This window comes from Curtobacterium sp. MCBD17_028 (assembly GCF_003234875.1).
GTDB lineage: Bacteria > Actinomycetota > Actinomycetes > Actinomycetales > Microbacteriaceae > Curtobacterium.
Window position 1 is genome coordinate 315948 of record NZ_QKTQ01000002.1, and the last position, 24595, is coordinate 340542.

General features: G+C 73.7%; 24 protein-coding genes. 14 read left to right on the forward strand and 10 right to left on the reverse strand.

What is annotated here, in order from left to right; genetic code table 11:
• Positions 1–41 precede the first annotated feature (41 nt).
• Together DEI86_RS03785 and DEI86_RS03790 are read left to right on the forward strand one after the other, a co-directional pair.
• Positions 42–1442 carry an NAD(P)/FAD-dependent oxidoreductase gene (locus tag DEI86_RS03785; protein WP_111048845.1) on the forward strand — a complete coding sequence of 467 codons (1401 nt, stop codon included), beginning with the start codon at positions 42–44 and terminating at the stop codon, positions 1440–1442.
• A gap of 19 nt (positions 1443–1461) precedes the next feature.
• A complete protein-coding gene (locus DEI86_RS03790; protein WP_111013765.1) occupies positions 1462–2289 on the forward strand; it encodes an SDR family NAD(P)-dependent oxidoreductase in 828 nt (275 codons plus the stop codon).
• A 6-nt stretch (positions 2290–2295) separates the two neighbouring features.
• Here DEI86_RS03790 and DEI86_RS03795 read toward each other — a convergent pair whose 3' ends face one another.
• Both DEI86_RS03795 and DEI86_RS03800 read right to left on the reverse strand, forming a co-directional pair.
• The gene (locus DEI86_RS03795) at positions 2296–3207 is read right to left on the reverse strand and encodes an ABC transporter ATP-binding protein (RefSeq protein ID WP_375342162.1); all 912 of its coding nucleotides are present in this window, start codon (positions 3205–3207) and stop codon (positions 2296–2298) included.
• Positions 3204–4124, reverse strand: coding sequence for a siderophore-interacting protein (locus tag DEI86_RS03800; RefSeq protein ID WP_111013763.1), 921 nt, complete (start codon positions 4122–4124; stop codon positions 3204–3206). Before DEI86_RS03800 ends, DEI86_RS03795 begins: the two co-directional genes overlap by 4 nt.
• Positions 4125–4198: 74 nt before the next feature.
• Here DEI86_RS03800 and DEI86_RS03805 point away from each other — a divergent pair, with 74 nt between their 5' ends.
• The 6 genes from DEI86_RS03805 to DEI86_RS03830 all read left to right on the forward strand — a co-directional run bounded on the left by DEI86_RS03805 (position 4199) and on the right by DEI86_RS03830 (position 10346).
• Complete coding sequence (locus DEI86_RS03805) at positions 4199–5116, forward strand: alpha/beta fold hydrolase (RefSeq protein WP_111009219.1); 918 nt, start codon at positions 4199–4201, stop codon at positions 5114–5116.
• 72 nt (positions 5117–5188) lie between these two features.
• Positions 5189–6706 carry an ABC transporter substrate-binding protein gene (locus tag DEI86_RS03810; RefSeq protein WP_111048846.1) on the forward strand — a complete coding sequence of 506 codons (1518 nt, stop codon included), beginning with the start codon at positions 5189–5191 and terminating at the stop codon, positions 6704–6706.
• A gap of 22 nt (positions 6707–6728) precedes the next feature.
• The gene (locus tag DEI86_RS03815) at positions 6729–7679 is read left to right on the forward strand and encodes an ABC transporter permease (RefSeq protein ID WP_111048847.1); all 951 of its coding nucleotides are present in this window, start codon (positions 6729–6731) and stop codon (positions 7677–7679) included.
• Positions 7676–8662, forward strand: coding sequence for an ABC transporter permease (locus tag DEI86_RS03820; RefSeq protein WP_111013760.1), 987 nt, complete (start codon positions 7676–7678; stop codon positions 8660–8662). The genes DEI86_RS03815 and DEI86_RS03820 overlap by 4 nt, the downstream gene beginning before the upstream one ends.
• On the forward strand, positions 8659–9492 hold the full coding sequence (locus DEI86_RS03825) for an ABC transporter ATP-binding protein (RefSeq protein WP_111013759.1): 834 nt from the start codon (positions 8659–8661) through the stop codon (positions 9490–9492). Before DEI86_RS03820 ends, DEI86_RS03825 begins: the two co-directional genes overlap by 4 nt.
• A gap of 92 nt (positions 9493–9584) precedes the next feature.
• Entirely contained in the window at positions 9585–10346 is a 762-nt protein-coding gene (locus tag DEI86_RS03830; protein WP_111013781.1) for an ABC transporter ATP-binding protein, read from the forward strand.
• A gap of 72 nt (positions 10347–10418) precedes the next feature.
• Here DEI86_RS03830 and DEI86_RS03835 read toward each other — a convergent pair whose 3' ends face one another.
• The 6 genes from DEI86_RS03835 to DEI86_RS03860 all read right to left on the reverse strand — a co-directional run bounded on the left by DEI86_RS03835 (position 10419) and on the right by DEI86_RS03860 (position 15380).
• Positions 10419–11843 carry an amidase gene (locus tag DEI86_RS03835; protein WP_111048848.1) on the reverse strand — a complete coding sequence of 475 codons (1425 nt, stop codon included), beginning with the start codon at positions 11841–11843 and terminating at the stop codon, positions 10419–10421.
• A 67-nt stretch (positions 11844–11910) separates the two neighbouring features.
• Positions 11911–12516, reverse strand: a complete 606-nt coding sequence (locus DEI86_RS03840; protein WP_111013757.1) for a GNAT family N-acetyltransferase — start codon at positions 12514–12516, stop codon at positions 11911–11913.
• A gap of 75 nt (positions 12517–12591) precedes the next feature.
• Positions 12592–13290: a uracil-DNA glycosylase gene (locus DEI86_RS03845; protein ID WP_111013756.1), complete on the reverse strand. Its 699-nt coding sequence runs from the start codon at positions 13288–13290 to the stop codon at positions 12592–12594.
• Positions 13287–14012, reverse strand: coding sequence for a Type 1 glutamine amidotransferase-like domain-containing protein (locus DEI86_RS03850; RefSeq protein WP_111013755.1), 726 nt, complete (start codon positions 14010–14012; stop codon positions 13287–13289). The genes DEI86_RS03845 and DEI86_RS03850 overlap by 4 nt, the downstream gene beginning before the upstream one ends.
• On the reverse strand, positions 14009–14572 hold the full coding sequence (locus DEI86_RS03855) for a phosphoribosyltransferase (protein WP_111009228.1): 564 nt from the start codon (positions 14570–14572) through the stop codon (positions 14009–14011). Before DEI86_RS03855 ends, DEI86_RS03850 begins: the two co-directional genes overlap by 4 nt.
• Positions 14573–14606: 34 nt before the next feature.
• A complete protein-coding gene (locus DEI86_RS03860) occupies positions 14607–15380 on the reverse strand; it encodes an SDR family oxidoreductase (protein WP_111009229.1) in 774 nt (257 codons plus the stop codon).
• A gap of 111 nt (positions 15381–15491) precedes the next feature.
• On the opposite strand from DEI86_RS03860, the gene DEI86_RS03865 reads away from it, so the two are divergent.
• Both DEI86_RS03865 and DEI86_RS03870 read left to right on the forward strand, forming a co-directional pair.
• Positions 15492–16619 (forward strand): acyltransferase family protein, encoded by a 1128-nt coding sequence (locus DEI86_RS03865; RefSeq protein ID WP_111009230.1) that lies wholly within the window; start codon positions 15492–15494, stop codon positions 16617–16619.
• Between the two features lie 193 nt (positions 16620–16812).
• Positions 16813–18147 carry a bifunctional o-acetylhomoserine/o-acetylserine sulfhydrylase gene (locus DEI86_RS03870; RefSeq protein ID WP_111013753.1) on the forward strand — a complete coding sequence of 445 codons (1335 nt, stop codon included), beginning with the start codon at positions 16813–16815 and terminating at the stop codon, positions 18145–18147.
• 131 nt (positions 18148–18278) lie between these two features.
• Here the strand turns inward: DEI86_RS03870 and DEI86_RS03875 are convergent, their stop codons facing one another.
• Both DEI86_RS03875 and DEI86_RS03880 read right to left on the reverse strand, forming a co-directional pair.
• Complete coding sequence (locus DEI86_RS03875) at positions 18279–18695, reverse strand: hypothetical protein (RefSeq protein WP_146244857.1); 417 nt, start codon at positions 18693–18695, stop codon at positions 18279–18281.
• On the reverse strand, positions 18692–19699 hold the full coding sequence (locus DEI86_RS03880; RefSeq protein ID WP_111009233.1) for an SDR family oxidoreductase: 1008 nt from the start codon (positions 19697–19699) through the stop codon (positions 18692–18694). Before DEI86_RS03880 ends, DEI86_RS03875 begins: the two co-directional genes overlap by 4 nt.
• Positions 19700–19930: 231 nt before the next feature.
• Here DEI86_RS03880 and DEI86_RS03885 point away from each other — a divergent pair, with 231 nt between their 5' ends.
• From DEI86_RS03885 to DEI86_RS03900, 4 genes are all read left to right on the forward strand, one after another.
• The gene (locus DEI86_RS03885) at positions 19931–21151 is read left to right on the forward strand and encodes a homoserine O-acetyltransferase (RefSeq protein ID WP_111013751.1); all 1221 of its coding nucleotides are present in this window, start codon (positions 19931–19933) and stop codon (positions 21149–21151) included.
• 149 nt (positions 21152–21300) lie between these two features.
• Entirely contained in the window at positions 21301–22461 is a 1161-nt protein-coding gene (locus DEI86_RS03890; protein WP_111048849.1) for a sensor histidine kinase, read from the forward strand.
• The gene (locus tag DEI86_RS03895; RefSeq protein ID WP_111009236.1) at positions 22458–23774 is read left to right on the forward strand and encodes a hypothetical protein; all 1317 of its coding nucleotides are present in this window, start codon (positions 22458–22460) and stop codon (positions 23772–23774) included. Before DEI86_RS03890 ends, DEI86_RS03895 begins: the two co-directional genes overlap by 4 nt.
• A 108-nt stretch (positions 23775–23882) precedes the next feature.
• A complete protein-coding gene (locus tag DEI86_RS03900) occupies positions 23883–24554 on the forward strand; it encodes a response regulator transcription factor (protein ID WP_111009237.1) in 672 nt (223 codons plus the stop codon).
• Positions 24555–24595: the final 41 nt, after the last annotated feature.

The window sequence follows — 24595 nt, forward strand, 5'->3', positions numbered from 1 at the left end:
CGCCCGGAGCGGAGCGCCCCGTCTCGCGTACGCTCAGCGGCATGACGGACTACGACCTCATCGTGATCGGCGCCGGAGCGGTCGGCGAGAACGTGGCGGACTACGCCCACAAGCGTGGCCTGTCCACCGCCATCGTCGAAGCGGAACTCGTCGGGGGTGAGTGCTCGTACTGGGCCTGCATGCCGTCCAAGGCACTCCTCCGCAGCGGGCACGCGGTCCGCGCCGCCCAGCGGCTCGGCGGCGCGGCGGAGGCCGTCACCGGGACGGTCGACCCCGCGGCCACGTTCGCGCGCCGCAACGGGTTCACGAGCAACTGGCAGGACGACAGCCAGGTGTCGTGGCTCGACTCGGCCGACATCGCCCTCATCCGCGGCCACGCCCGCATCACCGGACCGCGCACCATCGAGGTCGACGGCGTCGAGCACCGGGCACGTGCCGCCGTCGCCGTCGCCACGGGCTCCCTCCCGCAGCTCCCCGACATCCCGGGGCTCGCCGACGCGGCGCCGTGGGGCACCCGCGAGGCCACGAGCGCCCAGTCAGCGCCGGACAGCTTGCTCGTCATCGGCGGCGGGGTCGCCGGCTGCGAACTCGCCACCGCGTACGCGTCGTTCGGCACCACCGTGACCCTCGTGGCCCGCGGCGGCCTCCTCGGTGCGATGGAGCCCTTCGCGGGCGAGATGGTCACCGACGCACTCCGCGAGCTCGGGGTCGACGTCCGCATCGGCGCGACGCCCGTCCGGGTGGATCGCGACGAGCACGGACTCGTCACCGCCACGTTCGAGGACGGCTCGACGCTCGTCACGAGCGAGGTCCTCGTCGCGACCGGACGGACCGCGCACACCGCGGAGCTCGGCCTCGAGACGGTGGGCCTGACCCCCGGCGCGTGGCTCGACGTCGACGACACGATGCTCGTGCACGGGACCGACTGGCTGTACGGCGTCGGTGACGTCAACCACCGCGCGCTCCTCACGCACCAGGGCAAGTACCAGGCCCGGGCGGCGGGCGAGGCGATCGCCGCCCGGTTCCAGGGGACGCCCCTCCAGACCGCTCCGTGGGGCGCGCACGTCGCGACCGCCGACCACGCCGCGGTCCCCCAGGTCACGTTCACCGACCCGGAGGTCGCGAGCGTCGGACTGACCGAAGCGGCCGCCCGGCAGCAGGGCCTGAACGTCCGCGCGGTCGAGTACGACCTCGGTGCCGTCGCCGGCTCGGCGCTGCAGGCGGACGGCTACACCGGACGGGCGAAGGCCGTCGTCGACGAGGACCGCCATGTGCTCGTCGGCGTCACGTTCGTGGGGCAGGACGTCGCCGAGATGCTGCAGGCCGCGACGGTCGCCGTGGTCGGGGAGGTCCCGATCGACCGGCTCTGGCACGCGGTCCCGGCGTACCCGACGATGAGCGAGATCTGGCTCCGACTGCTCGAGACCCTCGGCCGACCGTAGTCGGAACGGAGACGACGCCATGCGGACCGACCACCCCCGTACCATCGCCCTCACCGGCGCCAGCTCCGGCATCGGTGCCGCCGCGGCGCGCGCCCTCGTCGCCGACGGCCATCGCGTCGTCGTCATCGGGCGCGACCCGGATCGCACGGCCCGGATCGCGGACGAACTCGGGATGCCGCGGTTCGTCGCGGACCTCGACCGCCTGGAGGCCGTGCACGGCCTCGCGGCGGACCTGCGGCGGGAGGTCCCGGACCTCGACACCCTCGTCAACAACGCCGGTGGCCTCGTGTCCCACCGCTCGCGGACCGTCGACGGGTTCGAGACGACCCTGCAGCGCAACGTGATCGCGCCGTTCGTGCTCGCGAACGCACTCGCGGACGTGCTCACCGCGGCACAGGACGGTCGGATGGTGGTCACCGCGAGCCTCGCGCACCGCTTCGGGCACGTGGTGCTCGACGACCTCGACGGCGCGCGGCGACCCTGGTTCGGCGGCTGGCGCGCGTACGGCACCGCCAAGCTCGCAGCCGTCCTCCTGACCCGGCAGTGGACCCAGCGCACCGGCGTCCCGGCGTACTCGTACCACCCGGGGCTCGTCGCGACGGGCTTCGGGGCCGACTCCCCCTCGATGCGGCTCATGTCGTTCGCGACGGGTGGGAACTACGGTCTCTCGCCGGAGGCGGGTGCGGTCGGACTCGTCCGGCTCGCTGGCGACGACGTGGTCGAGGAGCGGCCCGGCACGTACCTCGACGGGCTCAACGCCGGGACGCTGTCCCGCGAGGCCCGGGACGACCGCGTGGGTGCCGAGCTCTGGGAGCGACTCGCGGCCGTGGTACCCGGCTGGAACTGAGGCGGGTCAGTCCGCCTCGCGGACCGTCGCCGACTCGGCGTCCCCACGGACGGTCGAGGCGGCGCGCCCGCCGGTGCCGTCAGCGCCCCGTGCGGCCGAGCGCGCGGCCGCGGCGGCGCCCGCGCGCGGGACGACGAGCGGCGTGCCGGTCTCCGGGTCCGGGACGACGACGCACGGCAGACCGAAGACCCGTTCGACGAGGTCGGCCGTGAGCACCTCGGCGGGCGGCCCCTGCGCGACGATCCGCCCGCGGTCCATGGCCACGAGGTGCGTCGCGTACCGGGCGGCCTGGTTGAGGTCGTGCAGCACGGCGACGACGGTGCGCCCTGCCGCGTGCAGCGAGGCCGCGAGCTCGAGGACGTCGTACTGGTGTGCGATGTCGAGGAACGTCGTCGGTTCGTCGAGGAGCACGACGTCGGTCTGCTGGGCGAGGACCATCGCGATCCACACCCGCTGGCGCTGGCCACCCGAGAGCTCGTCCACGCTCCGGTCGGCGAGCGCCGCGGTGCTCGTCTGCTCGAGCGCCGCGTCCACGGCCGCGCGGTCGTCCGCGGACATCGGGTGCCAGAGGTCCTGGTGCGGGTAACGACCGCGCGAGACGAGGTCGCGCACCGTGATGCCGGCCGGCGCGACGGGGGTCTGCGGGAGCATCGCCACGCGTCGGGCCACGGCCTTCGACCGGTACGAGCGGATCGGCCGGCCGTCGAGGGACACCGTGCCCGCGGTCGGGGTGAGCGTGCGCGCGAGCGCCTTGAGCAGCGTCGACTTGCCGCAGGCGTTCGGCCCGACGATGACGGTGAGCTCCCGGTCCGGGACGTCGATGTCGAGCGACTCGACGACGACGCGGTCGTCGTACGCGAGGGTGAGCCCCCGCGCCGCGAGCACCGGGCTCGGTGTGCCGGTCGTGGTCCCGCTCAGCACTCGGCGCGCCCGCGGCGCCAGTACCCCATGAAGGCCACGGAGCGCCGGTCCATGCCGGCCCCACGGACGAGGTGGCGGCGGATCTCCTTGACACATCCGGCCTCGCCCGCGATCCACGCGTAGACGCTGTCGTCGGCACGGTCGTCGTCCGGGACCTCCCAGAGGATCCCGTTGTCGACGTCGACGTCCGCCAGGACCGGTGCCGCGGTCGCGGCAGCCCGGGAGGCCCGGTGTGCGAGCGCCCACGACCGCACCTGCTCCGTCATGTGGAGGCCGTGGTCCGCGCCGTTCCGCGGGAGCCAGGTGACCTCGACCCCGCGCGGTGCGGCCACCGGAAGCCGGTCGGCCTCGGTCGGGACCTCGATGAAGACGTGCCCGACGGTCCCCGCGTCGAGGGCTTCGAGGATCGCGCAGATGGCCGGGGCGGCGGTCTCGTCGCCCGCGATCATGACGCGCTGCGCGCTCCCGGGTGCGAACTCGGCGGCGCCCCGTCCGGTGTCGGCCTCGGCGCGGGTCCCCCGCGCGACGACCGGTCCGACGACGCGGAGCTCGTCACCGACCGTGGCGCCACCGACCCAGCGCGACGCCGGTCCGATGTCGCCGTGGTCGACGAAGTCGATGTCGAGCTCGCGCGCGGCCGGCCGGAACGACCGGACCGTGTAGGTGCGGATCGGGTTGCGGCGCTCGTCGGGCAGCGCACGCCAGGCGGTGAACCAGTCCCCGGCGTCGTCGCCCGGGACGCTCTCGTAGCCACCGTGCGGCAGTGGCAGGACGACCTTGATGCGCTGGTCGAGACCGACGGCGGCGAAGTCGGCGAGTTCGTCACCCGTCAGCGTCACGCGGACGAAGTGCGGCGTGAGGGGCGTGATGCGCAGGACGCGCACCGCGAAGGTCCTGTACCGGGTCGACACCATCCGAGTATGGCATGCCTTACCTAAATCACCGCAGCCGGTCCAGCAGGTGATCGGCGGACTGCCAGGATGTCGGGGTGACCGAGCCCGACCCCGACGAGTTCAGCGACCTTCCCGCACTCGCGGCGCACCTCGGCGTGACGGAGCCGCTCCGGGCCTCCCGGCTGACCGCGACCGTCGGCGACGGTGCCACGGTGAGCGCCGTCCGCTGGCGCGCCACCGCCGCGGCGACCCGGGATGCCCACGACGTCCGCGTCGTGTTCCTGCACGGCGTCGGACTCGAGGCGCACACGTTCGACGCGACCGCGCTGCTGCTCGGCGTACCGGCACTCGCGGTCGACCTGCCCGGACACGGCCGGTCCTCGTGGCGGGCGGACGCCGTCTACTCGGCGGACACCGTCGCGCCGGCCGTCGTCGACGCGCTCGACGCGCTCGGCACGCCCCCCGTGGTGCTCGTCGGCCACTCGCTCGGTGCGATCGTCGCCGCCCGCGTCGCCGCGATCGCGCCGGGCCGCGTGACCGGTCTCGTGTTGCTCGACATGTCACCGGACTTCACCCAGCGCGCCGTGGACCGCATCGTCCGCGCCCTCGAGGAGGAACCCGACTTCGCCGACCTCGACGAGGTGGTCGTGCGGGCCCTGGCACTCCGGCTCGGCGACGACCCCGTCGCGCTCGCCCGGGAGGCCCGCCACGCCACCCGTCGCGCCCCCGACGGCCGGTGGGTGCGGCGGCACCACTTCCCGCACCTCGAACCGGGGGCGGCGCACATCGGTCGGTTCGCCGACGCGTGGGACGACCTCGAGTCCCTCCCAGTGCCCGTCCTGCTCGTGCGCGGGGACCGCGGCTACGTGTCCCAGGCCCTCGCCCGCCGGTTCGCGGAGCGATTGCCGTCGGCCCGGATCGTCACGGTCCCCGCGCGACACACGGTGCAGACCCAGGCGCCGCGGGAACTCGCGGACGTGCTCCGGCGTTGGGAGCCGTCGAACCCCCGGTGACCGCCTGCCGGTACGCTCGTCCGAGCGCACCGCGGCGACCGCCGCCGTCCGCACGGAAGGAACCCCCACGACATGCGTCCGCTCCGCAGCTCCGGGCCGCGCCGCTCCGGCCTCATCGCCGCCGCACTCGCCCTCACCGCGGCACTCGCCCTGACCGGCTGCTCCGGCGCGTCGGACGACACCTCCGGCGGCCGGGACGCCACCGTCCGGGTGGGCCTGGTGCTCGAGCCCACGAGCCTCGACATCCGGAAGCAGTCGGGCGCCGCGCTCGACCAGGTGCTCCTCGACAACGTGTACCAGGGCCTCGTCGGACGCACGCAGGACGGTGGCATCCGGAACGTGCTCGCGTCGAAGCGGTCGGTGTCGGCGGACGGTCGCACGTACACGTTCACGCTGCGGAACGGCATCCGGTTCCAGGACGGCACCCCACTCACCGCATCGGACGTCGCGTGGTCGCTCGACGACTTCCGCGCGAGCTCGACCTACGTCGACGCGGGTGACCTCGCGTCGGTCTCGGACGTCACGGCGCCGGACGACCACACCGTGGTGGTGCGGCTCGCCCGTCCCGACTCGAACCTGCTGTTCGCGCTGACCGGTCGCGCGGGCGTCGTCCTCGAGCGTGGCGCCCACAACGACCGCTCGGACAGCGCGATCGGCACGGGGCCGTTCCGGGTCAGCAGCTGGAAGCAGGGCGACTCGCTGACGTTCACCCGCTGGAAGGGCTACTGGGGCGCGAAGGCGAAGGTGGCCAAGGTCGTCTTCCGCTACATCACCGAGGCGTCGACCGCCGTCAACGCCATGGCGAACGGCGACCTCGACGTGGAAACGGCGGTGGACGGCACCCTGAAGGGCCAGCTCCAGGGCGCCTCGGGCATCACGCTGCACACCGGCGAGACGACCGACAAGTACACCCTCGCCTTCAACGACCGCGAGGCGCCGTTCACGGACGTGCGGGTCCGGCGGGCCATCCGCGAGGCCATCGACCCGAAGGCGCTCATCAAGGCCATCGGCGGCACGGGCGTCGAACAGGGCGGACCGATCCCGGCGCTCGACCCGGGGTACCAGGACCTGACGGACATCGACGCGTACGATCCCGCCGACGCGCGGAAGCTCCTGCAGCAGGCGGGGAAGCACGACCTCGACCTCACGCTCACGTACGCGAACATCTACCCGTCGACGATCGGCGACGTCCTCACCTCGCAGCTCGCGAAGGTCGGGATCACCCTGCACGTCAAGCGCGTCGACTTCACCACCTGGCTCGACCAGGTGTTCGGGAAACACGACTTCGAGTTGAGCATGGTCGACCACACCGAGTCGCGCGACTTCGGCAACTGGGCGAACCCGGACTACTACTTCGGGTACGACAACCCGCGGGTGCAGCAGCTCTACGCCGACTCCCTCGCCACCACCGACACGAGCGAGCGGGACGCGGACCTGCGGAAGGCCGCCCGCATCGTCAGCGAGGACGCCGCGGGCGAGTGGCTCTACACCGCGACGACGATCACCGCCATCCGCCACGGCGTGACCGGCTTCCCCACGAACTCGACGAGCACGCGACTCGACCTGTCGAAGCTCGCCGTCACGGGGTGACGCCGCTCGTAGGCTTGACCCCGTGACCCGATTCCTCGTCGGGCGGCTGCTCCTGCTCGCCGTCGGCCTCCTCGTCGCGAGCGTCATCGTCTTCGCCGCGCTGCGGGTCCTGCCCGGCGATGTCGCACAGGTCGTCGCCGGGACGCAGGTGTCGGCCGCGCAGGTGTCCGCCGTCCGTCGGCAACTCGGGCTCGACCGTCCGCTCGTCGTGCAGTACCTCAGCTGGATCGGTGGGGTCCTGCACGGCGACCTCGGCCGTTCCCTCGTCACGGGTGGCGCGGTGGCACCGCAGATCGCGCAGAAGCTCGCCGTCACCCTGCCGCTCGCGGGCCTGTCCCTGCTCTTCGCCCTCGTGCTCGGGGTGCCGCTCGGCGTGGTCGCCGCGGTCCTCCGACGTCGACCCGCCGGCGTGGTCATCTCGATCGTGGCGCAGGCCGTCGCCGCGATCCCGGTCGTCTGGGCCGCCATGCTCCTGGTCGCCGTGTTCGCGGTGCGGCTCCGGCTCCTGCCGACCCAGGGGTTCCCGCTCGACGGCTGGCACCAACCGGGGCGCGCGTTCGCCGCCCTCGTCCTGCCGGCGCTGACGATCGGCGCGGTCGAGGGTGCGGTCGTCCTCCGGTTCACGCGCTCCGCGACGCTCGGCGTCCTCGGTGCCGACCATCTGCGCACCGCGGCGGCGGTCGGGCTCACCCGGCGGGCAGCGCTCCTGCGGCACGGGCTGCCGTCGGTCGCGCTCACCGTGCTCGCGGTCCTCGGCGTGCAGATCGCGGGGCTGCTCGTCGGCGCCGTCCTCGTGGAACAGGTGTTCGCCCTGCCGGGCGTCGGACGCATGCTCGTCACGGACGTCGGTCGCCGGGACCTGACGAAGGTGCAGTCCGAGCTCCTCGTGCTCACCGGGCTCGTGCTCGTCGTGGGCTTCGCGGTCGACGTGGCGCACCGCCTCCTCGACCCCCGTCTCCGGGAGGCAGCGTGACCGCCCGGGCCGCGGGACGGGGCGAGCGCGGCTTCCTCCGACGACTCGTCACCCGGCCGTCCGGCGCGGTGGCGGTCGTCGTGCTCGGGCTCCTCGTGGTGGCCGCGGTCGTCGCGTCGTTCTGGACGCCGTACGACCCGTTCGACACCGACCCGTTCCACCAGTGGCGAGCCCCGAGCGCCGCCCACTGGTTCGGCACCGACGCCGTCGGCCGCGACATCGCGAGCTACGTGCTCGCGGGCGCGCGGACGACGGTCCTGGTCGCCCTGGGGTCCGGCGTCATCGCCTCGGTGGTCGGGATGCTGCTGACCGCCGTCGGGTCGTTGACGAGCCGGTGGGTCCGCGAGGGCATGGCCGTGCTCCTCGACGTGCTCGTCGCGTTCCCGACGCTCCTCACGGCGATGCTCCTGACGGCCGTGTTCGGCGGCTCGCTCGGCGTCGTCGTCGTGTCGGTCGGCCTGAGCTTCGGCGTGACGATCGCCCGGGTCGCCCGCGGCGAGATCCGCCGCATCGCACGGAGCGACTACGTGACCGCGGCACGCGCCGCCGGCGTCGGGCCGGTCGGCGTGCTCCTCCGCCACCTCGTGCCGAACGCGGCACCGCTGTTCACCGTGCAGCTGTCGCTCGCCATGGCGACGGCCGTGCTCGCCGAGGCCGGGTTGTCGTACCTCGGGTACGGCGCGTCGTCGTCCACCGCCTCGTGGGGCAGTCTCCTCGCCGACCTGCAGACCTACATCGGCGTGCACCCGTGGAGCGCGGCCTGGCCGGGTGCGGCGATCGCCCTCGTCGTCGTCGCGCTGTCCCTGCTCGGCGACGCCGTGCGCGACGCGTCGGACCCACGACTGACCGGACGACGGCGCGACCTCGATGCCGACACCGGCGCGACCGCCGGTGCGGCCGACGCCCGGGAGGCCCGTCGTGCGCCCGCAGTGATGCCCGCCACCGCCGACGCCACGGTCGAGGTCCACGGAGGGACCGCATGACCGCCGTCGACCGCGCCGAGCACGCCGGCGGTCCGGGTCGTGGCGCGACGACGGACCTCACCGTGCGCGGCCTCACCGTGCGGATCGGCGGGCGGACCGTGCTCGACGACGTCTCGTTCGCCGTCCCCGCCGGGGCCCGTGTCGGTGTGATCGGCGCGTCGGGGTCGGGCAAGTCGATGACCGCGTTGGCGGTGATGGGCCTGACGCCCCCGGATGCCGCCGTCTCGGGCAGCGTGCGCCTCGGCCCCGACGAGCTCGTCGGTCTGTCGGACCGCGAGCACGCCCGCTACCGCGGTCGTCGGATCGGCATGGTGTTCCAGGAGCCCGGGACGGCACTCGATCCGATCCGGCGGGTCGGGTCGCAGATCGCGGAGCCGCTGCGGCTGCACCGCGGACTCGACCGCCGCGCCGCCGCCCAGGCCGCCGTGGACCTGGCGGTCGCGGTCGACCTGCCCGACCCGGAGCGCCTGCTGCGGCAGTACCCGCACCAGCTGTCCGGCGGCCAACGGCAGCGCGTGTGCATCGCCATGGCCCTCGCGGGCGAGCCGGCCTTCCTCCTCGCGGACGAACCGACGACGGCGCTCGACGTGACGACGCAGGCCCGGGTCCTCGAGCTGTTCGACCGCACCGCCGACGAGCGGGGCACCGGTCTGGTGTTCGTCACGCACGACCTCGCCGTCCTGGCGCGCATCGCCGACACCGCGGTCGTGCTCGACGCGGGACGAGTGGTCGAGTCGGGTCCGGTGACGGGCCTCCTGGCCGCGCCGCGGCACCCCGCGACCGCCGCGCTCGTCGCGGCCGCCGCCGCCACCGCGAGGAGGACCCCGTGAGCGAGGACACCACGAGCGGCGGGAGGGGGGTCGGGACCGCCGCGGCGGGGCACACCCAGCACGAGGACTCGCCCGCGCTCGAGGCGCGCGGACTGTCACGGACCTACCGGCTCCCGCGTCGCGGCCCGTTCGAGCCCGGCGCGACGCGGACCGCCGTCGACGCCGTCGACCTCGCCGTCCCCGCGGGTGCGCGCCTCGGCGTCCTCGGCGCGTCGGGCTCGGGCAAGTCGACGCTCGTCCGCCTCCTCACCGCGCTCGAGGCACCGACGTCCGGGAGCGTCAGCGCCTGGGGTCGCCCGCTGTCGGCAGCCGCCTCCGCGCGCACGACGCGCTGGTTCCGGCGCCGCACGGGCATCGTGTTCCAGGACCCGTACGCGTCGCTCGACCCGCGCATGCGCATCGGTCGGACCGTCGGTGAGCCGTTGCGCGCCCTCCGCGTGCCGGGCGACCACGCGGCGCTCGTCGCCGAGGCCCTGCGCCGGGTCGACCTGCCGGACGACGCCGCGGACCGGTTCCCCCACGAGTTCTCCGGCGGTCAACGCCAGCGCATCGCGATCGCGCGCGCAGTGGTGCACCGGCCCGCGCTGCTCGTCGGCGACGAACCGATGAGCGCGCTCGACGTCGTCGTGCGTGCCCGGGTGATCGACCTGCTCGACCGCCTGACCGAGGACCTCGGGATGACGCTCGTGCTCGTGTCGCACGACGTCGGCGTCGTGCAGCGGCTGTGCGACCGGGTCGCGGTGATGGACGCCGGGCGGATCGTGGAGCAGGGCCCGGTGACCCTGCTCGACGACCCGCGGCACGACGTCACGCGGGGACTCGTCGCGGCCGCGCCGACGCTCCCGCCGGTCTGAGGTCCGGCCCGACCGCTGCGCCGGACGGGAGGCCGTCGCCCTGCACCGCGGACGGCGTCCGGCCCACCGACCTCACCACTGCGGCGGGTGCCGCCGCTGCCATCGCACCCGACGCTCGAGCTGGGCGCCGAGGGCGAGGACCGTGCGCTCCCCACCGGGGCGGCCGATGAGCTGCACGCCCATGGGGAGGCCGGCGTCCGTGGTCGACACCGGCAGCGTGATCGCCGGCAGCCCGGCGACGTTGCACATCGAGGTCCACGGCGAGTACCGGCACTGGTCCGCGAAGTTCTCCTCGGGGTCGTCCGAGTACCAGCCGAGCGGTCGCGGGGGGAGCGCGAGCGTCGGGGTGAGCACGGCGTCGTACGACGCGAACGCCTGCACCAGGGCGACCGAGAACGCATCGAGTCCGGCCATGGCCTCGAGCACCGCCACGCCCGAGAGCTCCCGTCCGCGTTCGACGAGCCACGCGGTGAGCGGTTCCAGGCGTGACGGGTCGAGACCGGGCACGTCCGGGATGCGTGCCGCGGAGGCCTGCCAGGCGACACGGAACCACCGGGCGTACTCCACCCGCGGCATCGCGACGTCCTCGACGCCGTGCCCGAGCGCGTCGAGGAGCGCCAGGGTCTCCGCGACCGCCGCGGCGGCCTCGGGACTCGTCCGCACGTCGACGGCGTCGTCCCACGGTGACCCCTGCAGGAGCCCGACCGTGAACCGGCCCTCGCCGCGGGTCGCCGCGGCCGTGAAGGGACCGTCGCCCTCGTCCGGCGTGCGGAGCGCGAACGGCTCCGGGACCGCGCGACCGCTCGGCGCCACGAGGGCGTCGAGCAGCATCCCGGCGTCCGCGACCGACCGCGTGATCGGCCCGGCCACCACGAGTCCGCCGAGTCCGGCGCGCCCGGGCATCGCCGGCACCCGCCCGCGGGACGGCTTGAGCCCGACGAGGCCCGTCGCGGCGGCCGGGATCCGCACCGACCCGCCGCCGTCGGACCCGACCGCGGCGGGCAGCAACCCGGCCGCGACCGCCACCGCCGCACCACCGCTCGACCCACCCGGGCTCGCCGACGTGTCCCACGGGTTCCGCGTCGCACCGGTCGCGAGCGATTCGGTCGTCGACGACAAGCCGAACTCCGGGGTCGCGGTGCGGCCGAGGGACACCGTCCCGGCGTCGTCGAGCGCCCGCACGAGCGGGCTGTCCGCGACCGCCGGCGTCGCGGCGACCGCTCGGGAGCCCGCCCGCGTCACGAATCCGGTCCGGTCCACGAGGTCCTTGTCACCGCTCGGGAGGCCCCACAGCGGCCTGGACGTCGGCACCCGTTCGGCGAGGTGGGCAGCACGATCACGGGCGGCGTCGGCGGTCACCGCGGTGAACGCCCCGAGTCCCGGGTCGATGCGCTCGATCCGGCCGAGGTAGTGCTCCGCGACCTCCAGCGGGGAGGCCTCGCCCCGACGGATCCAGTCCCACAGGTCCTGCGCGCTGAGGTGGTGGAGTTCGAACACGGCTCCCGAGCCTAGCCAGCGGCGCCGGCGGCGGCGCGGAGGCGGAGGCTCCCGGCGGTGCGGACGGTCATGCGAGCGGGCGTCGGCCCCGGCCGCCCCGCAACCGGAGCTGCATGGTGACCGTCCCGAGCCACCGTTCGTACTTGTAGCCGACGCGCGCCATCCGTCCGGTCTCGGTGAAGCCGAGCGACGCGTGCAGCCGGATCGACGCCTCGGCGGCCCGGTCGGCGATCACCGCGACGACCTCGCGCACCCCGGCGACCGCACTCTCCTCGAGCAGCGCGGTCAGCAGGGCACGTCCGAGCCCCTTGCCACCCGACGCCGGGCGGAGGTAGATCGAGTCCTCCACCACGCGGTTCGAGCGGTCCCGGGGGTTCCAGGGCGTCACGAGCGCGTACCCGAGGATCTGCCCCGAGGGGTTCTCGGCCACGAGGAACGGCAACCCGCGGCGGCGCACGTCGTCGTAGCGCTGCTTCCAGGCCGCGAACGAGAACGCCGACGCGTCGAACGTGACCGACGAGTTCCGGACGTAGTGGCCGTGGATGTCACGGACGTCGGGCAGGTCGCTCGGCTCGGCCGCCCGGATCACGTAGGTGAACGCCGGTTCGGGTGTGGTCGCGGGCCGGAGGTGCCGGGGCAACCGCCGACGCGGCTGGTATTCCTCTTCGAGCACCGCACCCGTCCCTCCCGGCCGCGGTGGCCGCGACGCCCGCCAGCCTACGGACCGGCGAGGCGGGGCGTCCGGCGCTCACACCGTGTCGGGGAGGGTCCAGTCCATCGGCTCCGCGCCCTGTGCCTCGAGCAGCGCGTTCACGCGCGAGAACGGGCGCGAGCCGAAGAAGCCGCGTGCGGCCGACAGCGGACTCGGGTGGGCCGACGCCACCACCGGTGTGTCCCCGAGGAACGGCTGCACCGCCGCCGCCTGCGCACCCCACAGCACCGCGACCAGGGGCGCCTCGCGGGCGGCGAGCGCCCGCACGGCCTGCTCGGTCACGCGCTCCCAGCCCCGCCCGCGGTGCGACGCCGGCGCGCCGACACCGACCGTGAGCACGCGGTTGAGGAGCAGGACGCCGCGCGACGACCAGGCCCGGAGGTCGCCGTGCACCGGCGGCTCGACGCCGAGGTCGTCCCGGAGCTCCCGGTACACGTTCGCGAGGCTCCGCGGGACCGGCCGGACGTGCGGGTCGACGGCGAACGACAGACCGATGGGATGCCCCGGCGTCGGGTACGGGTCCTGACCGAGCACGAGCACGCGGACGTCGTCGAACGGGTCGGCGAAGGCCCGCAGGACGGACGGCCCCGCCGGCAGGTACGGACGTCCGGCGCGGACCTCCTCCCGGAGCCACGCCCCGATCGCGTGGACGTCGTCCTCCACGGGTGCGAGCGCCCGCGCCCAGCCGGGGTCGACGAGCTCGGCGAGGGGGTGCACCGCGACGCCGTCGGTCATGCGCCGATCGTCGCCACCGAGACGAACTGGTCGCCCTCGCCGTCCTCCGATGCGATGACCCGCCAGACGCTGCCCGAGCCACGGACCTCGAGCGCGCCCTCGCCGACGATGAGGACGGTGTCCTCGTCGATGGCGACACCACCCGCGACGACGCCGGCCTCGGCGGCTGCGACGAGCCGCGAGAGCGTGCCCGCCTGCGCCGCGTGGACGTCGATCGCGAGGTCGACGAGGCCGAGGCCCTCCTGCAGCGTGACCTCGTCGAGGCCCTCGCTGGTCCACTCCGGCGAGACGTCCACCCCGCCGATGCGGAACCCGCCGACGAGCGCTCGGTCCGCCGCGATCATCGCGCCCGCCGAGTACCCGAGGTACGGCAGCGAGTCGGCCACGAGCAACCGGATCTGGTCGACGAGCGGCACCGTCGCCGTCACGTAGTCCGGCGTGCGACCACCCGCGATCACGAGGCCGTCGACGTCGCTGAGCACGCGGGTGTCGAACGTGGCGCCGGCCGCGACGACGTCGGGGAGGAGGTCGCCACCGCCCGCCTCGCCCAGCAGCGCGACCAGGGTGTCGGCCGCGTCGGGTGCGCCGACCGCGAGGACGGCGACCCGCGGCGCGGACCGGCCGACGATCGCGCCGCGCTGTGTCGCCTCGGCGAGGAACCGTCCGTACACGTCGGAGGCCTGGGTGGCGTCGGTGCCGCCACCGACCAGGTGGACGCTCACGATTCGGCCGTCACGGGTGCGAGGGCGCTCCACGGGAACGTGATCCACCCGGAGACGCGCCGCCACACGTGGTCGGGCTCGAGGACGGTTCCGGGCTTGGAGTAGAGGCAGGCGCTCCGGACGTCCGCCCCCGCCTGCCGGACGATGTCGACGACGAGCGCGAGGGTGCGGCCGCTGTCCGACACGTCGTCGACGACGAGCACGCGCTTGCCGGCCAGGCTCGGCGCGTCGAGTGCCGGGGGCAGGACGATCGGCGCGGCGAGCCGTTGCTCGACGTCGGTGTAGAACTCGACGTTGATCGACCCGCACATCTTCGTGCCGAGGGCGTAGGCGACGGCACCGCCGATGAGGAGCCCGCCGCGGGCGACCGCGACGACGACGTCCGGCACGAACCCCGCGTCGAGGACGTCCTTGGCGAGGTGCCGCGCGGCGTCCCCGAACTCGAGCCACCCGAGCACCTCGGCGTGGGACGGGGGTGCGTCGGCACCCGCGGACGTGACGGTGGCGGGCGCCGGATCGGCGGGCGCTGCCGCGGGGACGGCGTCGGCGGGGCAGGTCATCCCGCCACGCTATCGCCCTCACGGTCCGCGGGCGCTACCGGGTGCGGAGTTCGCCCCGGGCGACCTTGTGCTGCGCGGACTGGGCGACGGGCTTGATCGTCACGAGGTCGAGGTTGACGTGCGCGGGGAGCTCGACCGCGTGCACGATGGCGGCGGCGACGTCCTCGGCGACGAGCGGGTCGGCGACGCCCTGGTAGACGGCGTCCGCGCGGTCCTGGTCGCCGCCGAACCGCACGAGCGAGAACTCCTCGGTGCGGACCATCCCCGGGGCGATCTCGACGACCCGGATCGGCTCGCCGCTCAGCTCGAGGCGGAGGACCGCGACGAGCGCGTGCTCCGCGGCCTTCGCGGCGTTGTAGCCCGCGCCGCCCTCGTACGGCACCGTCGCCGCGGTCGACGTGACCGTCACGACGTCCGCGCCGCCCGTGACGTCGGCCCGGGTCCGGAGATGGGGCAGCAGCGCGCTCGTCACCTGCTTCGTGCCGATGACGTTGACCTCGAACATGGCACGCCAGTCGTCGACGCTCGAGGTCTCGACCGGCTCGAGCCCGAACGCGCCACCCGCGTTGTTGACGAGGGCGTCCACGCCGCCCAGCTCCCCGACCCGTGCGGCGAGCGCCGCGACGGCCGATGCGTCGGTGACGTCGGCGACGAACGCCTCGCAGTCGGTCTCCTCGGCGAGCGCCGTCAGCCGGTCCTCGCGCCGGGCGACCGCCACGACCTCCCATCCGTGCGCGCGGAACAGGCGGACCGTCGCCGCTCCGATGCCCGAACTCGCTCCCGTGACGACCGCGCGTCGTGCTGCCATGTGCTGTGTCCTCCTGTGCCGACTCCGGTGCCGACTCCTGTCGTCCAACGGTACCGGGGCGACCCCGAGGGGGCGGTCATCATGGTGCGCGTTCGGGTAGCGTGGCGGGGCATGAGCACGGACGTCCTCTCGACCGCGCCCTCGGCTCCTCCGGTCGCTCCCGACGGGCCTGCACCAGCGCGGGTGCGGGTGCCGTTGTGGGACACCGCGCGGTTCCTCGCGGTGACGCTGGTCGTCATCGGGCACGCGATCCAGCGGCAGACGACCGCGAGCGACCACGCGATGGCGCTCTACACGTTCATCTACGCGTTCCACATCCCGGCGTTCGGTGTGATCAGCGGGTACTTCTCGTCGTCCGCGACCCCGACCGCCGTGCGGATGCGACGCACGATCGCCGAGATCGTCGTGCCGTACATCGTCATGCAGACGATCTGGACGGTGGTGGAGTCGATCGTCGAGGGCCGGAAGCAGTTCAACCCGACGCAGCCGACGTGGACGCTCTGGTTCCTGCTCGCGCTCGGGATCTTCCGACTCGTGCTCCCCTACCTGGCGCAGCTCCGGTGGCCGCTGCTGTGGACGGTCGCCGCGAGCATCGGCGTCGGGTACCTCGACAACGTCGACTCCACCCTGTCGCTGTCCCGTGCGATCGGACTCATGCCGTTCTTCGTCCTCGGCTGGCAGCTCAAGGGCTGGGGGGTGATGGACCGGTGGGCCGGCGCGCCGCGGCGGGTGGTCGTGTGGGTGCGGTCGGCCGCGGTCGTGGTGCTCGCGGCGTGGGGCTCGGCGTGCGTCGTGTTCGTCCGGCCGTTCCGCTCGTTCGAACTGCACCACTGGTTCTTCTACGACGACTCGTACTCGGGGCTCGGACAGGACGCCTGGTGGGCCGGGTTCCTGCGACTGGGGCTCATGGTGCTGGCGAGCGCCCTCACGGCGTCGTTCCTGCTGCTCGTCCCGCGGCGGCGGGTGTGGTTGTCGGCCTTCGGGCAGGCGACGATGTACGTGTACCTGCTGCACACCTTCGTGCTCTACCCGATCCGGGAGTCCGGGGTGCTGTCGGGTCCGCACTCGGCCTGGCCGTACCTGCTGCTCATGGTGGCGCTCGCGATCACGGTGGCCGTGCTGCTCGCGACGCCACCGGTCCGGGCCGCGACCCGGTGGCTGCTCGAGCCGCGGGTGCCGCTGCTGTTCCGGCGCGACCCGGACCAGGAGCCGACGTCGGAGGCGACGCGCGCCTCCTGACCCGACCCGCGCCTCCCGACCCGACCCGCGCCTTCCGGAGCGGGTCGCCGACGAGTCCCGACGCCGCCGTGTTACGCGCGCTGACGCCCGACGTTGCCGTGGGTGGAGGGCGGTCCTAGCCTGGCCGGACCGCGAGGGTGCGCCGTCCCTCCCGACGTCACCACGGCGCGTGCGGACTGCGAGGACGGACACCATGACCGAGACCACCGACCCGACGACCTGGCGTTTCGAGACGACGCAGGTGCACGCGGGTGCCCGGCCGGACCCGACGACGGGGGCGCGCGCGACGCCGATCTACAAGACGACGTCGTACGTCTTCGAGAGCTCGGACCACGCCCGCGACCTGTTCGCCCTGGCCGCGCCGGGCAACATCTACTCGCGGATCATGAACCCGACGAACGACGTCGTCGAGCAGCGCATCGCGGCGCTCGAGGGTGGTACGGGCGCCCTGCTCGTGTCCTCCGGGCAGGCGGCCGAGACGTACGCCGTGCTCAACATCGCGGGCGCCGGCGACCACATCGTGTCCTCGTCGTCGATCTACGGCGGCACGTACAACCTGTTCAAGTACACGCTCGCCAAGCTCGGCATCGAGACGACGTTCGTCGAGGACCAGGACGACCCGGACGAGTGGCGCCGGGCCGTGCGGCCGAACACGAAGCTCTTCTTCGCCGAGACGATCGGCAACCCGAAGATCAACGTGCTCGACATCGCGACGGTGTCCGGCGTCGCCCACGACGCCGGTGTGCCCCTCGTCGTCGACAACACCATCGCGACGCCGTACCTCATCCGTCCGTTCGAGCACGGCGCCGACATCGTGGTGCACTCGGCGACGAAGTTCCTCGGCGGCCACGGCACCGTGATCGGCGGCGTGCTCGTGGACGGCGGCCGGTTCCCGTGGTCACAGCACGCCGAGCGGTTCCCGGAGCTGAACCAGCCCGACCCGTCGTACCACGGCGCCGTGTTCACGCAGGCGGTCGGCGACGGCCTCGCGTACGTCGTCAAGGCGCGGGTGCAGCTCCTCCGCGACCTCGGTGCTTCGAACTCGCCGGACACCGCGTTCGCGCTGCTCCAGGGCATCGAGACGCTGAGCCTGCGGATCGAACGACACGTGCAGAACGCGCAGGAGATCGCGGAGTGGCTCGACCGTCACCCGGACGTGGCGACGGTCGCGTACGCCGGACTGCCGACGAGCCCCTGGTACGCCGCGGCCACGAAGTACGCCCCGAAGGGCGTCGGCGCGGTGCTGTCGTTCGAGCTCAAGGGCGGCGTCGACGCCGGCCGGGCGTTGGTCGACAACCTGTCGCTGTTCAGTCACCTGGCGAACATCGGTGACGTGCGGTCCCTCGTGATCCACCCGGCGTCGACGACGCACTCGCAGCTCACGCCCGAGCAGCAGCTCACCACGGGCGTGACGCCGGGTCTCGTCCGGCTGTCGGTGGGCATCGAGAACGTCGCGGACCTCATCGCCGACCTGGAGGCCGGGCTCGCCGCCGCGCGTCGGGTCGCCGAGGCGGGCCTCACCGCCTGACGACCGACCGGGCCCGGCTCGACGCCCTCCCGCCGAGATCGCGCAACACGCCGCTTCGACCGCTGCGACAACGGCGTGTTCTGCGATCTCGGCTGAGGAGGGCGAGCGGCGGCGGGCCCGGCCGACGAGGGCTAGCGGCGGCGGCCCCGGCCGACGAGGAGCGCCTCGGCGACGCCGAGCCCCACCGCGATCACGAGCTGGGACGCCCCGAGCCGTCGCCACCGACCGCCGACGAGCAGCAGCGGCAGCATCGAGACCGCGTGGGTCGCATCGACCACGGCGGCGACCGTGTGCGCGTCGGGGGTGTCGACCCGACGCAGCACCACGGCCTCGACGAGTTGCCGCAGCCCGAGCACCCGGTGGAACGCGGCGACCCCGCCCCGACGCGCACCCGTTGCCCGGTCGGGTGCACCACCTCGCGCCGCGAGGAGGTGCAGGACGCCCAGGCCGCCCCGCATCACCTCCACCCCGGCGGCGGAACCGGGCCCTGCGGACGGGTGCCGGGCCTCCCGACCGGTGCGGCGCCCCGGTGCTGCACCGAGACTCATCGGCCGCGACCCACGGAACGGGTGGCGGTGGCGACGACGCCGGCCACGCCGATCGCGCCCGCGAGGATCGCGGAGCCGAGGCGGCGGTGCTCGACGAACCAGGTCTGCGGCGACCACGCGTGGGCGGTGTCGTCGAAGATCCCGTGCGCACCGTGGTCCCCCGGCACCGGCTCGTAGAGGTTGTCGGGCAGCATCGGCTCGTCCTTCTGCGGCGCCTGCTGGCCGTCGACGAGCGTGCGGGCGGCGTACCAGTCCGCGAACCGGCCGCTGATCCGGTTCCCGATGATCGTGTAGACGGTCGACTCTCCGACCCACGTCCGCGGGCGTGGCCGCTCGGCGACGGTCGCGATGGCGCGGGCCCCGACCTCGGGCTGGTAGATCGGCGCCACGGGCTGCGGGTGGTGTGGCAACTTCGACTTCACCCAGTTGAACTGGATCGTGTTGAGCGCGGGCATGTCGACCCGCGAGACCGTGACGTTGCTGCCCTCGTTGCGCAGCTCGCTGACGACCGACTCGGTGAACCCGACGATCGCGTGCTTCGCGCCGCAGTACGCCGCCTGCAGCGGGATCCCGCGGAACCCGAGCGCGGAGCCGACCTGGATCACCTGTCCACGGTCCCGCGGCCGCATGTGACGCAGTGCGGCACGGGTCCCGTTGACGAACCCGAAGTACGTCACCTGGTTCGCCCGCGCGAAGTCGTCCGGGTCGGTGTCCATGAACGAGCCGAACACGCCGACCATGACCCCGTTGACCCACAGGTCGATCGGCCCGAGCTCGGCCTCGACGCGGTCGGCGGCGGCCTCGACGGCCTCGCGATCCGCGACGTCCGCGACGAGCGCGAGGCCGCGCCTCCCGGCTCGCCGCACTTCGGCGACCGCCGCGTCGACGCCCTCCTGCCCGCGGGCGAGGACGGCGACGTCCCAGCCCCGTGCGGCGAGTTCCCGCACCGTCGCCCGGCCGAGTCCGGCCGAGCCTCCCGTCACCACGGCGATCCCACGAGCCATCCGGTCCTCCTCGCGTCCTGCCGTCGCCCGAGCGGCGCGGCCCTCCACGTCTACCGGACGGCCGTCGGCGGCGCTCAGCGAGCGTGGGGCGGCACACGTCCGATCGCCCCGCTCCCTCAGACGGACGTGGATCCCGGCCGGGGCCGGCCGGGAGGCCCGGAGCCCGCCCGCCACGCCCCTCGCGTAACAAAGCACCCACGCCGTCCGCGACCCCGGGAGAATGGGCGGACGATGGACTGGCAGACGACCCCGGAGGACTCGGTCCCCTCGACCCTGGTCCCCGGTCCCGCCCTGCTCGGTGGCGGCCTCGGGATCGTCGGCAAGCCACCGGTGACGGGCGCCTGGCGACCCGGCGACCCGGCGGGCTCCCGCCGGTTCCTGGACCTCGGCGCCGTGACCGTCCGCGGCGGGGTGCTCCCGTCGACCCGCGTCGCCTACGAGACCTGGGGCGAACTCGACGCCGAGCGCTCGAACGCCGTGCTCGTGTTCCACGCGCTCACCGGCGACTCGCACGTCACCGGCCCGGCGGGGCCCGGACACCGGACGGCCGGCTGGTGGGAGGACGTCGTCGGCCCCGGTCGGGCGATCGACACCGACCGGTGGTTCGTCGTCGCGCCGAACATGCTCGGCGGCTGCCAGGGCACGACGGGGCCGTCCGCACTCGCCCCCGACGGCGTCGAGTGGGGGTCGCGGTTCCCGTTCCTCACCGTCCGCGACCAGGTGGGCGTCCAGGCGCGCCTGGCGGACCACCTGGGCATCGACCGGTTCGCGGCGGTCGTCGGCGGTTCGATGGGCGGCATGCACGCCCTCGAGTTCGCCGTGACGTACCCGGAGCGGGTCGAGCGGCTGGCGGTGCTGTCGGCACCGGCGCAGACCACGGCGGACCAGATCGCGGGGAACTCCCTGCAGCGCGCCGCGATCCAGATGGACCCCGGGTACGCCGGCGGCGACTACTTCGACGCCGAACCCGGCGACGGCCCGCACCGCGGCCTCGCGCTCGCCCGCCGGATGGCGCTCCTGACCTACCGCGCTCCCGACGAGCTCAACGGGCGGTTCGCCCGGAGCTGGCAGAGCGATGTGTCGCCGCTCGGCGACGACGGACGGTTCTCGGTCGAGAGCTACCTCGACTTCCACGGGAACAAGTTCACCCGCCGGTTCGACGCCGACTCGTACCTGACGCTCCTGCACGCGATGGACTCCCACGACGTCGGGACCGGCCGAGGCGGCGTCGTCCCGGCACTCGGGCGGGTCCGTGCCCGCACCCTCGTCGTCGGGATCACGAGCGACCGCTTGTTCCCCCTCGAGGACCAGGACCGCATCGCCGCGGGCATCCCGGACACCCTCGACGGCGACCGCGCGACGGTCATCGCGAGCGCGTACGGACACGACGGCTTCCTCATCGAGCACGAGGCCGTGGGGCGGCACCTCCGGCGGCTGCTGCACGACGCGTGACCGCCGCGATCGTTCGCTGGTGATAACGATTCAGCACCAGACCGGGGACCCGGACCGTGCCGGATCCCCTCGAACGGGTGCCGTCTGTGCGAGCATGGTCGAACGCGAAGGAACCACCTCGCGGATCCGTTTCCCCCTGCAGGACATCGATGGACCTCATCGCGCAAGAACGTGACCGGTTGCTCCGGACGACGACGCGCGTTGTCGGCATCGTCTGCGCACTCGTCAGCGTCGTGGCGGTCCTGTGCGCGGGCAGCATCCCGACCGCGCCGCTCGTCGTCGGGCTCCTCGGCGTCGCGGTGCTCGTCGGCGCGCTCTGGGGTGTCGGTGCGAACGGCGCCTGGTACTGGACCGTCCTGGCGGTCGTGGGCGGGGTCGGTGCCCTCGTCGCGCTCACCCAGTCGGTCGGCGACGCCGGCGACCGCGACGTCGTCGCCGCGGGCCTGGTCCCCCTCGCCGCGGGTGGCCTGTCGTCGCTCGTCATGTCGCAACGCGGCCGTCCGGAGCTGCTCGTGCTCGTGCTCCTGTCCGGCGTCGCCGCGGTCGGCATCGTCGTCTGGACGTGTCGCTCGCCGTTCGCGAGCCCCGTCGGCGGCGTGCTGCTCGGCTGGGTGCTCACCTGCGTCATCGCCTACTGGGTGTCGCTGAGCATCCCGCGGGTCGCTCGCAGGATCTTCAGCATCGGCAACGCACACCGCGCCGAGCGGCAGGCGAGCGAGACCGAGGCCCAGCGTCGCCAGGGGGCCCGCCTCCTGCACGACACCGTCCTCGCGACCCTGACGCTCCTCGCCCACTCCGGGGTCGGCGTCTCGGAGCAGGCGATGCGCGAGCAGGCAGCGGAGGACGCCCGACTGCTCCGCCACCTCCGCCTCGGCGCGACCCCGCAGCCCCAGGAGTCGAACGGCTACACGCTGACCCAGACCGAGGAGTCACCCCTCGGGCAGACCCTCGAGTCCGTCAAGCAGCGGTTCGGCCGCATGGGACTCGAGGTGAGCTGGCACGGCACCGGACAGGTCCTCCTGCCCACACACGTGCTCGACGCATTCCTGCTCGCGCTCGCCGAGTGCCTGGAGAACGTGCGCCGCCACGCGGGTGTCGCCGAGGCGCACGTCACGATCGTCCACGACACGAGCATGGTCCGCGCCATGGTGACCGACTCCGGCGTCGGATTCGAGATCGACTCCATCAACGAGGAGCGCCTCGGGTTCAAGGAGAGCGTCGTGAACCGCCTCCGCGAGGTCGGCGGCGACGCCCGCCTGTTCTCGGCGCCCGGCTCGGGCACGACGGTCGTCCTGGAGGCCCCGCGATGACCTTCCCCGAGGACACCATCGGCCGCGAGACCATCGGCAGCCGGGAGGAACCCCCACGCACACGGCGCGAGGCCCGCGAGCGCGCGAAGGGCAACGACCGGCGCCAGGCGCGTGGTCTGCCGTCGACCTCGACCGGGGCGCGCTCGTTGCAGCAGGCGGCGCAGCCCGGGGCGTCGCTCGGCACCGGTCACCTCGGCCTCGGTGCGGCCGTGCTCACCGCCCTGCAGGCCGTGTCGGGCATCGTGCTGTTCCTCGTGCACTGGCCCGACTACAGCGACCCGTACGCCGCCGCGGCCGCGTGGCTGCTCTACATCGTCGCCGCGATCGGGGTGACCGCGACGGTGCTGACGTACGGCGAGCGCCTCACCGGGCTCGCGTTCACGCTCATCTGCCTCGTGCTCGCCTGCGTCGTCGCCCTCGACTTCATCGCGGTCTGGCCCGAGCACGACATCGCCCACACCGCGACCGCGTCGATCGCCGCCGGATTCGCGCTCCTGCCGATGACCACGCTGCGTCCCGCCCGCGAGGTCGTCGTGGCGATCGTCGCGCTCGGTGTGGCGTTCGTCGTCATGACGTTGGTCTCGACGCCGATCGACCGGACGACCCTGCCCGGGCAGGTCTCGATGCTCGCGCTCGTCCTCGTCCCGCCGTCGGTCGCGCTCTTCATCGTGCATCGGTTCCGACAGCTCGTGCAGCGCGAACTCGACCGCGTGCTCGTCCAGAGCACCGTGACGGCGCCGCAGTTCGCCGTGGGGATGCTCGCGTCCGAGGAACTCGCGCGCCTCGACCTCGCCGCCGAGAAGCTCCTGGACAGCGTCGCGAACGGCACCGATCCCCTGCCGCTCTCCCCCGCCAGTGCGTCCGTGGCCGCGCAGCTCGCCACCGAGCTCCGGCTGCACCTCATCGAGGGGCGCCGGGAGACCTGGCTGTACCACGCGATCACGGAATCCGACCACCTCGGGCGCGCCGTGAGCGTGACCGATCCGGGCTCGCTCGCCGGCCACCTGACCCCCGCGCAGCGCGACGGTCTCCTGCAGGCGATCTGGCTCATGGTCGGCGACGGACGCGCCGCGACGACCGGCAGCGCGACCGTGTCGGTGACCCTCGGTCCGATGGGCGCCGCCGGTCATCCCGTGTCGGACGAGACGATGGACGTGCCCGTCGTCATCGAGTCACGCGGCGTCCCACGACGTCGGCTCGGCCCGGCGGCGTGGAGCGCGCTCCAACGCGTGGGGCCGTACACGGACACCGTCCGCGACGGCGTCCTGCACGTCGTCGTGCACTGCGTCGTCAACCGACACCCGTCGATGTGACCGCCGTCACCGGATCCCGGGCACCAGCCGCGACACACTGACCGCCTGTTCCTCCACCGCCGATCGATCCACCTAGGATCCCGGTACCGCCAAGAAAGGACGCCGCTCGTGGCAGCTCCCGAGGACCCCATCCGACTCGCACTCGTCGACGACCACCGCATGCTGCTCGGAGCGCTCACGGAGTGGATCCGTGGAGCCGCCGACGACATCACGCTCGTCGCGGCGGTCACCACGTGGCCCGAACTCCTGACCAATCCGGCGTTCCCCGTCGACGTCGTGCTCCTCGACCTCGACCTCAAGGACTCGATCCCGATCTCCCTCAAGATCTCCACGCTGAAGACCGCGGGCGTCACGACCGTCGTCATGAGCACCTACTCGGAGCCGAACGTCGTGCGCGAGGCCCTCGGCTCCGGCGCGATGGGCTACCTCGTCAAGAGCGAGGGCGCCGAGATGATCGTCGAGGCGATCCGCTCCGCGCACCGCGGCGAGCCGTACATCTCCGCCGAGCTCGACCTGGCGCTCAACGCCGGGGACGTCGGCGGCGTGCCGAAGCTGAGTGCCCAGGAGCGCCGCGTCATGGCGCTGTACGGCGGTGGCGAGCCGGTCAAGAGCGTCGCCTACCAGCTGGGGATCTCGGAGGAGACCGCGAAGAGCTACCTCAAGCGCATCCGCGAGAAGTACCGGGTCGCGGGCTTCGACGTCGGCACGAAGGTCGCCCTGCGGAAGCGTGCGATCACCGACGGCATCATCATCCAGACGGACGCTCCGCACGGGCTCTGAGGATCCGCGACGGCCGAGACCCCGAGGGGTCTCGGCCGTCT